Source organism: Paraclostridium sp., from assembly GCF_051657365.1.
In the GTDB taxonomy this organism is placed as follows: domain Bacteria; phylum Bacillota; class Clostridia; order Peptostreptococcales; family Peptostreptococcaceae; genus Paraclostridium.
This window is the reverse complement of record NZ_JBOFKN010000202.1, coordinates 1-9,786: the sequence shown is the minus strand read 5'-3', so window position 1 is coordinate 9,786 and position 9,786 is coordinate 1. Positions and strand designations below refer to the sequence as shown.

At 31.2% G+C, this 9,786-nt stretch carries 10 protein-coding genes; all 10 read left to right on the top strand.

All coding sequences use genetic code 11. The features are described from left to right. On the top strand, positions 1 to 462 hold a 462-nt coding region (tilS, locus tag ACRCYC_RS15570; protein WP_438620022.1), incomplete at its 5' end, for a tRNA lysidine(34) synthetase TilS. A 31-nt stretch (positions 463 to 493) separates the two neighbouring features. Then, positions 494 to 2,461, top strand: coding sequence for an ATP-dependent zinc metalloprotease FtsH (gene ftsH / locus ACRCYC_RS15565; RefSeq protein ID WP_438620021.1), 1,968 nt, complete (start codon positions 494 to 496; stop codon positions 2,459 to 2,461). A 58-nt stretch (positions 2,462 to 2,519) separates the two neighbouring features. Then, positions 2,520 to 3,506 (top strand): biotin--[acetyl-CoA-carboxylase] ligase, encoded by a 987-nt coding sequence (locus tag ACRCYC_RS15560; RefSeq protein WP_438620020.1) that lies wholly within the window; start codon positions 2,520 to 2,522, stop codon positions 3,504 to 3,506. After that, positions 3,499 to 4,458 (top strand): P1 family peptidase, encoded by a 960-nt coding sequence (locus tag ACRCYC_RS15555; RefSeq protein ID WP_438620019.1) that lies wholly within the window; start codon positions 3,499 to 3,501, stop codon positions 4,456 to 4,458. The genes ACRCYC_RS15560 and ACRCYC_RS15555 overlap by 8 nt, the downstream gene beginning before the upstream one ends. Before the next feature lie 165 nt (positions 4,459 to 4,623). Further along, a complete protein-coding gene (locus ACRCYC_RS15550) occupies positions 4,624 to 5,217 on the top strand; it encodes an ECF transporter S component (protein ID WP_438620018.1) in 594 nt (197 codons plus the stop codon). A 17-nt stretch (positions 5,218 to 5,234) separates the two neighbouring features. Further along, the gene (locus ACRCYC_RS15545) at positions 5,235 to 6,005 is read left to right on the top strand and encodes a type III pantothenate kinase (RefSeq protein ID WP_438620017.1); all 771 of its coding nucleotides are present in this window, start codon (positions 5,235 to 5,237) and stop codon (positions 6,003 to 6,005) included. A 102-nt stretch (positions 6,006 to 6,107) separates the two neighbouring features. Next, entirely contained in the window at positions 6,108 to 7,076 is a 969-nt protein-coding gene (gene dusB / locus ACRCYC_RS15540) for a tRNA dihydrouridine synthase DusB (protein WP_438620016.1), read from the top strand. A 100-nt stretch (positions 7,077 to 7,176) separates the two neighbouring features. Beyond that, positions 7,177 to 7,656 (top strand): transcription elongation factor GreA, encoded by a 480-nt coding sequence (greA, locus tag ACRCYC_RS15535; RefSeq protein WP_438620015.1) that lies wholly within the window; start codon positions 7,177 to 7,179, stop codon positions 7,654 to 7,656. A 15-nt stretch (positions 7,657 to 7,671) separates the two neighbouring features. After that, positions 7,672 to 9,198 (top strand): lysine--tRNA ligase, encoded by a 1,527-nt coding sequence (gene lysS / locus ACRCYC_RS15530; RefSeq protein WP_438620014.1) that lies wholly within the window; start codon positions 7,672 to 7,674, stop codon positions 9,196 to 9,198. Positions 9,199 to 9,421: 223 nt separating this feature from the next. After that, positions 9,422 to 9,625 carry a hypothetical protein gene (locus tag ACRCYC_RS15525; protein WP_438620013.1) on the top strand — a complete coding sequence of 68 codons (204 nt, stop codon included), beginning with the start codon at positions 9,422 to 9,424 and terminating at the stop codon, positions 9,623 to 9,625. The last annotated feature ends 161 nt before the right edge of the window (positions 9,626 to 9,786 follow it).

The following is a 9,786-nucleotide window of genomic DNA, read 5'->3' as shown; positions in this document are numbered from 1 at the left end:
TTACCAAGAGGTTTATTTGTTTATAGAAACAAAAACAATATATTGCTTACAAATAAAGAAATAACTTATGAGGAAATAGAGTTTTGCTATAAAGTACCTAAGGAAGGTGTAATTAAAATAAAAGAATTAGGTGTATTTGTAGAAACTAAAGTAATAAGTATTGATAGGTTTAATAGTATGAAAGTCGATAAAGCCTCTAAAGGGTTTGATTTAGATAAATTTAAAGGAGGGATATTTGTAAGAAATAGAAAATCTGGGGATAAAATTAAACTTGCAGCAGGAAGCAAGAAGTTAAAAAGTTTATTCATAGATTTAAAAATACCAAGGGAAAATAGAAGTAGAATTCCTGTAGTGGTAGATGATAATGAAGTAGTTTGTGTTGGAGATTATAAAATTAGTGAAAATTATAAAATTGATGCAAATACAAAAGAAGTCTTAAAGATTACCTTTAAGAAACTATAAATTAAAACAACTTACGAAAGGAGGGCTTCTTTTGAATAAAATTTTAAAGGGAGCAGGTTTCTATCTACTTATATTTATAATTATCGTGGGTATAGTACAGTTCTCAGGTAGTCCTACAGAAAAAGTAGAAGAAATGAAGTTTTCAAGCGTCTATAGAGAACTGATGAAAGAAAACATATCTAGTATAAAGATTGTAGAAGACACAGTTCTAGAAGGAACGATAAAGAGTACTAACAAAAAGTTTAAAACATACATACCAGAAGAAATTCAATCACAGCAGCTTTCAAATGAATTGTTAAAGCAAGCAAATGAAGGTAAATTACAGCTAACTGGAGCACCAAAGCCAACAACGCCTTGGTTCTTTGATATTTTACCATCGCTATTTATGCTGTTCTTTGTACTGATATTATGGTTTGTATTTATGAATCAGTCTCAAGGTGGAGGCGGAAAAGTTATGAACTTCGGTAAATCAAAAGCTAAAGTTCATAAGGATGATGAAAAGACAAGAGTTACATTTAAGGATGTAGCAGGGCTTAATGAAGAAAAAGAGGACTTACAAGAAGTTGTTGATTTCTTGAAAAATCCGAAAAAGTATATTGATTTAGGGGCAAGAATACCTAAAGGTATATTAATGGTTGGACCTCCAGGAACAGGTAAAACATATTTATCAAGAGCAGTTGCAGGAGAGGCAGGAGTACCTTTCTTTAGCATAAGTGGTTCAGATTTCGTTGAAATGTTCGTTGGGGTTGGAGCTTCAAGAGTTAGATCATTATTTGAGGATGCTAAGAAAAATGCTCCAGCTATAATATTTATCGATGAGATAGATGCAGTTGGTAGAAAAAGAGGAGCAGGTCTTGGTGGAGGACACGATGAAAGAGAACAAACTCTTAACCAATTATTAGTTGAGATGGATGGTTTTGGTGTTAACCAAGGAATAATAATAATGGCAGCAACAAATAGACCAGATATACTAGACCCTGCACTTTTAAGACCAGGTAGATTTGATAGACAGGTAGTAGTAGGGGCACCAGATGTTAAGGGTAGAGAAGCTATATTCAAAGTTCATTCTAAGAATAAGCCTTTAGCAGATGATGTTAAAGTAGATGTTTTAGCAAGAAGAACTCCTGGATTTACTCCAGCAGATATAGAAAACTTAATGAATGAAGCTGCTATACTTACAGCTAGAAAAAGAGAAAAGAAAATACAAATGGATACTATAGAAGAAGCTATAACTAAAGTAATAGCAGGTGTTGCTAAAAAATCTAGAGTTATAAGCGAACCTGAAAGAAAGCTTACAGCATACCATGAGGCAGGTCATGCAGTTTGTGCTCATGTTCTTGAACATGTAAGTCCAGTTCATCAGGTAACAATAGTTCCAAGAGGTAGAGCTGGAGGATTTACAATGCAACTTCCAGTAGAAGATAAATTCTATGCTACTAAGAATGAAATGAAAGAAAATATAGTTGTTTTACTTGGTGGTAGGGTTGCAGAAGAGTTAACTTTAGATGATATATCTACAGGAGCTTCAAATGACTTAGAAAGAGTTTCAGCTACAGCTAGACAGATGGTTACTAAGTATGGAATGAGTACTAAACTTGGACCTATGACTTTCGGAGATGGCGAAGAAGAAGTATTCTTAGGAAATAGCATAGGAAGCAAGAGAAACTATTCTGAAGAAGTAGCATCTGAAATTGATACTGAGATAAAACATATAGTAGATGCATCTTATAGAAGAACTAAGAAACTTTTAGAAGACAATATGGATAGATTAGAATATGTAGCTCAAGCTTTATTAGTACATGAAACTTTAGATGCTGATCAATTTATGAAAGCATTCAATAAAGAGTTAACTTTAGAACCTATAATTGAAACTGCAACGACTCAAGAAGTTACAGAGCAAGATGAAGTTGTAGATGTTGAAGTTAATGAAAATAAAACTGAATTACCTAAAGAGGTAAATAACGATAAAGATCAAAATGATGATCAAATAAATGAGTAATAAAAATCAAAGGCTAGGGTAACCCCTAGCCTTTCCTTTAATTATTATTAAGATAGAGGTGTTGTTGTTGAGAGAAAAAGTTATTAATATGTTGTTAGATAATGGTTTGGAGTTTATATCAGGGGAAGCGATGTCTAAACGATTAGGTATATCTAGAACCGCAGTATGGAAACATATAAATGTATTAAAAGAACAAGGTTATCATATTGAATCTGTAAATAGAAAAGGATATAGGTTGAAAGAATCTCCTAATGATGTTCTTAGCAAAGAAAACATACTTCATGAATTGAAAGTAGATTTTATAGGTAGCGATATAATACATTTTGATACTATAGATTCTACAAATAATTATGCAAAATCTATAGCTAATGATAAGGTAGATGGAACTATTGTTATAAGTGAAGAGCAACTGGGTGGAAGAGGAAGATTGGGAAAAAAATGGCATTCAAAAAAATATGATGGAATATGGATGAGTATTATATTAAAGCCAAATATATCTCCAATGGATGCACCTTTTATAACACTTATTGCAGGTGCTAGTATAGTGAAAGCTTTAAATAAATTAGGTATAGAATCGAGTATAAAATGGCCTAATGATATTATTATAAATGGTAAAAAAGTATGTGGTATATTAACTGAATTATCAGCGGAAATTGAAAGAGTGAATTATATAGTATTAGGAATTGGAATAAATGTAAAAACATTAGAATTTCCAGAAGATATAGTTAATATTGCAACCTCAATTCACAAAGAAGGATATGATATTTCTAGGGTAAGTATAATTAGAAATATTATACTTGAGTTTGAAAATATTTATATGGAGTATATAAAAAACAATGATAAAAATAAAACTTTAGATATCTGTAGAAAATATTCAGCAATTGTAGGAAAAGATATTTATGCTATAAGGAACAATGAAAAAGTAAAAGTTAAATGTATCGATATAAATAAAGATGGTAATTTAGTTGTAGAAGACAAAGATGGAAATATAAAAGAAATAATGTCTGGAGAGGTTTCTATAAGGGGTGAACATGGATATGTTTAGAAATATTTTAGATGTAAAAGGTATTAAAGTTGGACAGATTGAAAATGAAGATGGTTTAACTGGGTGTACAGTTGTTATATGCGAAGATGGAGCTGTGTGTGGGGTAGATGTTAGAGGGTCAGCTCCTGGTACAAGAGAAACTGATTTGTTAGATCCTATTAATATGGTTCAAAAGGTACATGCAGTAGTTTTATCTGGAGGATCAGCTTTTGGATTAGAGTCTACTTGTGGTGTAAGTAGATATCTAGAGGAAAAAAATATTGGATTTGATGTAGGGGTAGCTAAAGTACCTATAGTAGCTGGAGCTGTTTTATTCGATTTAGGTGTCGGAGATTCAAAATGTAGACCTGATATAGAAATGGGATATAAGGCTTGTCAGATGGCTAATAGTATAGAATTAAAGCAAGGTAATTTTGGAGCAGGATGTGGAGCTACTGTTGGTAAAATAAAAGGTAGTAATTACTGCACTAAGGGAGGCGTAGGAAGCTACTCTATTAAGTTAGACAATGGATTAGTTGTAGCTGCTCTAGTGGCTGTAAATGCTTTTGGAGATGTATATGAAGATGGAAAAGTTATAGCTGGAGTTTTAAATGATGATAAAGATGGATTTTTAAACACATATGAACTTATGAAACAAGGTGTAAATAAGGGTGGATTTAATATTGATAATACGACTATTGGAGTAGTTGCTACTAATGCTAATCTAACTAAAGCTCAGTGTAAAAAAATATCTCAAATGTCTCATAATGGGTATGCAAAGGCTATCTTCCCTATTCATACTCCTCATGATGGAGATACAATATTTACAATAGCTACGGGGGAAATAGAAGCTGATATAACGCTAGTAGGCTCTTTAGCTACTGAGGTAGTTGAAAAGAGTATAATAAATGGTATTAAAAATGCAAAATCAATTAACAACATACCTTCATTCAATGAAATTATTTTAAAATAAGAATTATTGACAATGTTATTTCCTATTGATAAAATTGTTTTTGTTACAGCTGGCATCCTTAAAACTTAGGAGCCTGACTGATTATGATATAGATAAATAACAAATTTTAATTTTAATTAAAAGTCCGGCATCTTTTAAGAGCTGGAACGGAGGTGTATTTTTATAATGAAAACACAAGTAGGAGTATCGAAAAAAATTAATGTTAGACAGATGGCTATAATAGGAATGCTTTCAGCTATATCTATAATGTTGTCTATGACACCATTGGGATTTATACCTATTGGACCTGTTAACGCAACTATAATGCACATACCAGTTATAATTGGTTCTATAATTGAAGGGCCTATTGTAGGTGGAATAATAGGATTGATTTTTGGGTTAACTAGTTTTATGAGAGCTATAACAATGCCAAGCCCAACTAACTTTATGTTTATGAATCCTATAGTATCAATACTGCCAAGAGTTTTGATGGGTATTGCTACGTATTATATTTATAAAGGAGTATTTAAGGTAACTAAAAATCTTTCTATTGCATCGATGTGCTCCGGATTTTTAGGCTCTATTATAAATACATTTGGAGTTTTGGGTATGGTATATATACTATATGCACAAAGATATGTAGAAGCTATAGGCGGAGATACATCTACAGCTGGAGCTGTAATATTAGGAATTGCTGCTACTAATGGTATACCTGAAGCTATTATTGGAGCTTTAGTTGTATCTGGAGTTGTAATTATACTAAAGAAAAGCAAAAAATAGAAAGAAGGTTAGAGTAGATGCTTTTAGTATTTGACGTTGGAAATACCAACATGGTATTAGGTATATATGAGGGAAAAGAACTTAAAAAGTATTGGAGAATTAGTACTGATAAAGCGAAGACATCGGATGAGTATGGAATGTTGATAAATAGTTTATTTCAATATGATGATGTAGACATAAAATCAATAAAAGATATAATAATATCATCAGTTGTACCTAATGTTATGCATTCTCTTGAAAATTTTTGTATAAAATATTTTAATAAGCAACCATTAGTAGTTGGGCCTGGAATAAAAACAGGATTAAATATTAAGTACGATAACCCTAAACAAGTGGGAGCTGACAGAATAGTAAATGCTGTTGCAGCGATAGAGAAGTATAAAGCACCTATGATAATAATAGATTTTGGAACAGCTACAACGTTTTGTGCTATATCAGAAAAGGGAGAATATTTAGGAGGAACAATAGCTCCTGGAATAAAGATATCAAGTGAGGCTTTATTCCAAAGAGCATCGAAACTTCCTAGAGTTGAACTTTTAAAGCCTGGAATGACTATTTGTAAAAATACAGTTTCAGCTATGCAATCAGGTATAATATACGGATATGTAGGATTGGTAGACAAAATTGTAAAGATGATGAAAGATGAACTAGGTAGTGAACAAGTAAAGGTAGTTGCTACAGGTGGATTATCATCATTAATAGCATCTGAAACTGATAGTATAGATTGTGTAGATAAATTTTTAACCTTAGAAGGATTAAGAATTATCTACAATAAAAACAAAGAATAGTAACAAGGAATTGGATTTTAAATCCAGTTCCTTTTTTATGATAAGATACCGTAGAAAAATGGGTATATATATAATGAACAACATTTGAAGAGGAGACTATATATGAAGATTGGAAATGTTATATTAGATAATAAGGTATTTTTATCTCCTATGGCAGGAGTAACGGATTTACCTTTTAGATTAATATGTAAAGAACAAGATTGTGGAATGTTATATACGGAAATGATTAATGCAAAGGCCCTTTGTTATGATGATCAAAATACTAAAAAAATGTTAAAGATAGAGGAAGAGGAGCACCCTGTTGCTGTACAAATATTTGGATCAGATCCGGGATTTATGGGAGGTGCGGCAGAAATTTTAAATGAATATCCTAATGAGATTTTGGACATAAATATGGGATGTCCAGCTCCGAAGGTTATAAAAAATGGAGATGGATCTGCACTTATGAAAAACCCTAAGTTAGCAGAAGAGGTGTTAAAGGCTGTTGTAGAAAAATCTAAAAAACCTGTTACATTAAAAATAAGAAAAGGTTGGGATGACAATAGTATTAATGCAGTTGAGATTGCAAAGATAGCAGAAGCGTCAGGTATAAGTGCATTGGCTATACATGGAAGAACAAGGGAACAATATTACTCAGGTAAGGCTGATTGGGATATAATAGCAAAGATAAAAGAAAATATAAACATACCTGTTATAGGTAATGGAGATGTATTTGAAGTAGAAGATGCTATAAATATGATAAATAAAACTAATTGTGATGCTATAATGATAGGTAGAGGTGCTCAAGGTAACCCGTGGATATTTAAAAGAATAAATCACTATATGCAAACTGGTGAAATTTTACCAGGACCTACAGCTGATGAAAAAATAAATACAGCCTTAAAACATTTAAAATTGGCAGTAGAAGAACACGGGGAATATATAGCCGTAAGAGAAATGAGAAAACATATTGCGTGGTACTTAAAAGGTCTTAGAGGATCGGCTAGATTGAGAGATGAAATTAATAAAATAGAAAGTAGCGAAGAAGTTGTAAACAAGCTAAGTTACTACTTAGGACACTCCTTGACATAAGGGGTATAGTAATTTATAATATAGCGCATAAATGATTAAAATATAAAATGAATTTTATTTAATGTTAAATAAAAATCAAAGAGAAGGAGTTGTAGGGGTTATGGAAGATAATAAAGAAATATTACTAACTCAAGAAGGACACAAGAAATTAGAAGATGAGGTAGAGTTTTTAAAATCAGTTAGAAGAAGAGAAGTTGCTGAAAGAATAAAAGTAGCTATATCTTTTGGTGATATATCAGAAAATGCTGAATATGATGAAGCTAAGAATGAACAAGCTCAAATGGAAGAAAGAATACTAAAGCTTGAAAACATGCTAAGAAAAGCAGTTATAATAGATGAATCTAAAATAGACTCAAACATAGTTACTATAGGATCGATAGTAAAAGTTAATGATATTGAATTTGGAGAGCAAGTAGAATATACAATCGTTGGTTCTGCTGAAGCTGATCCATATGAAGGAAAAATATCAAACGAATCACCTGTAGGAAAAGCCCTTTTAGGTAGAGCTAAAGGAGAAGTAGTAGACGTTCAAGTTCCTGATGGAGTTGCTAAGTTCGAGATATTAGAAATAAGAAGATAATCTGGAGGTAGACAAATGAATAACGATCAACAAAATGTTAATGATCAAGCTAAAGAAGAACTTACTGAAGTGCTTAAAGTAAGAAGAGAAAAATTAGCTAAATTACAAGAGATGGGTAGAGATCCATTCCATGTAAGTAGATATGATAGAACTAATTACTCTGCAGATATAAAAAATGACTTTGAAGCTTTCGAAGGAAAAGTTGTAAAGTTAGCTGGTCGTATAATGAGTAAAAGAATCCAAGGTAAAGCTGGATTTATAGATATACAAGATCAAGAAGGTAGAATACAGTGTTATGTAAGATTAGATAGAATAGGCGAAGAAGAATATGCTGTTTTCTCTACATATGACATAGGTGACATAATAGGTATTGAAGGTGAAGTATTTAAAACTAAGAAAGAAGAGATATCTATAAAAGCTAATGATGTAAAATTATTAACAAAATCTCTACAAATACTTCCAGAAAAATATCATGGATTAAAAGATCAAGATTTAAGATATAGACAAAGATATGTTGATTTAATAGTTAATCCAGAAGTTAAGGATGCTTTTGTTACAAGAACTAAAGCTATGAAGGCTTTAAGATCTTATTTAGATGAAAGAGGATTCTTAGAAGTTGAAACTCCTATACTAAATACTATAGCTGGTGGAGCTAATGCTAGACCATTCATAACTCACCACAACACTCTAGATATACCTATGTATTTAAGAATAGCTAATGAGCTATACTTAAAAAGACTTATCGTAGGTGGATTTGATAAAGTATATGAAATGGGTAGAATGTTTAGAAATGAAGGAATGTCTATAAAGCATAACCCGGAGTATACTGCTATAGAATTATACCAAGCATATGCAGATTACACTGATATGATGGAAATAGCAGAAAATGTTATAGCATATATGGCAGAGGCTGCAACTGGAAGTATGAAAGTAAACTACCAAGGAACTGAAATAGATTTCACTCCTCCTTGGAGAAGAATGACTATGGAAGATTGTGTTAAAGAGTATACTGGAGTAGATTTCTCAACTATAAATACTGATGAAGAAGCTCTAGCTGTAGCTAAAGAAAAAGGCATAGAAATAACTCCTGGAATGAGAAGAGGAGAAGTTATAAATACTTTATTTGAAGAGTTTGGTGAAGATAAATTAATACAACCAACATTTATAACTCATCATCCAGTTGAAGTATCTCCATTAGCCAAAAGAAATGTAGAAGACCCAAGAAGAACTGATAGATTTGAAGCTTTTGCAAATAAGTGGGAATTAGCTAATGCATTCTCAGAGCTTAATGACCCTATAGATCAAAAAGGAAGATTTATGGATCAATTAAGAAAGAAAGAACTAGGAGATGACGAAGCTTGTGATATGGATGAAGACTTCGTAAATGCTCTAGAAGTAGGTTTACCACCAACAGGTGGTTTAGGAATAGGAATAGATAGAGTTATGATGTTATTAACTAACTCTCCATCTATAAGAGATGTTATATTATTCCCTACAATGAAACCAATTAAAGAAACTTCTACAGATGAAATAGAAGAATAGATAAATGAAACCTTTCTAATTAATTAGAAAGGTTTTTTTATGTTTAATTCAACAATAAGTATTTAATAATACTATGAAATTATGTAAGGAAAAATTATATGCTGTATTTATCTGATAAATAAAAAAAAATAATAAGAATGTATGATGAAAAGTAAAGGAAGGAAGTAGGAATAAAATATTAGAACTTTATATTTAATAAATAAAAATTATGGAGGTTTTAATTATGAAAAATTTAATTAACTGGATGTGTTTGATTTCTATAATGGGATTGGTTTTGCAAGTTATGGCACATATAAGTAGTGAAGTTATAAGTGATATTAATAAAAAAGATAAGAAAAGAAAGCGTATAATTAGAACCGATAAACGTGTTGAAAAACCTAGGGTTTCAAATGATATTAATTACTATACAGAAAAAATTGCAAAATAAATTTAAAAAAATTTTAAAAAAGTATTGACCATATTAAAATGAGGTGGTATAGTATTACTTGTCCTTAAGAAAAGGGCGAAACACAAATGAGAAAATGAACTTTGAAAATTAAACAGTAGGTTAATTATAAAAATTCTTTTTAAAAGAATTAAACACAAACA

Coding starts and splice junctions, on each gene's coding strand:
- ACRCYC_RS15555 (WP_438620019.1), top strand. CDS start 3,499: ATGTTTAGAAATATTTTAGATGTAAAAGGTATTAAAGTTGGACAGATT.
- ACRCYC_RS15550 (WP_438620018.1), top strand. CDS start 4,624: ATGAAAACACAAGTAGGAGTATCGAAAAAAATTAATGTTAGACAGATG.
- ACRCYC_RS15545 (WP_438620017.1), top strand. CDS start 5,235: ATGCTTTTAGTATTTGACGTTGGAAATACCAACATGGTATTAGGTATA.
- dusB (WP_438620016.1), top strand. CDS start 6,108: ATGAAGATTGGAAATGTTATATTAGATAATAAGGTATTTTTATCTCCT.
- greA (WP_438620015.1), top strand. CDS start 7,177: ATGGAAGATAATAAAGAAATATTACTAACTCAAGAAGGACACAAGAAA.
- lysS (WP_438620014.1), top strand. CDS start 7,672: ATGAATAACGATCAACAAAATGTTAATGATCAAGCTAAAGAAGAACTT.
- ACRCYC_RS15525 (WP_438620013.1), top strand. CDS start 9,422: ATGAAAAATTTAATTAACTGGATGTGTTTGATTTCTATAATGGGATTG.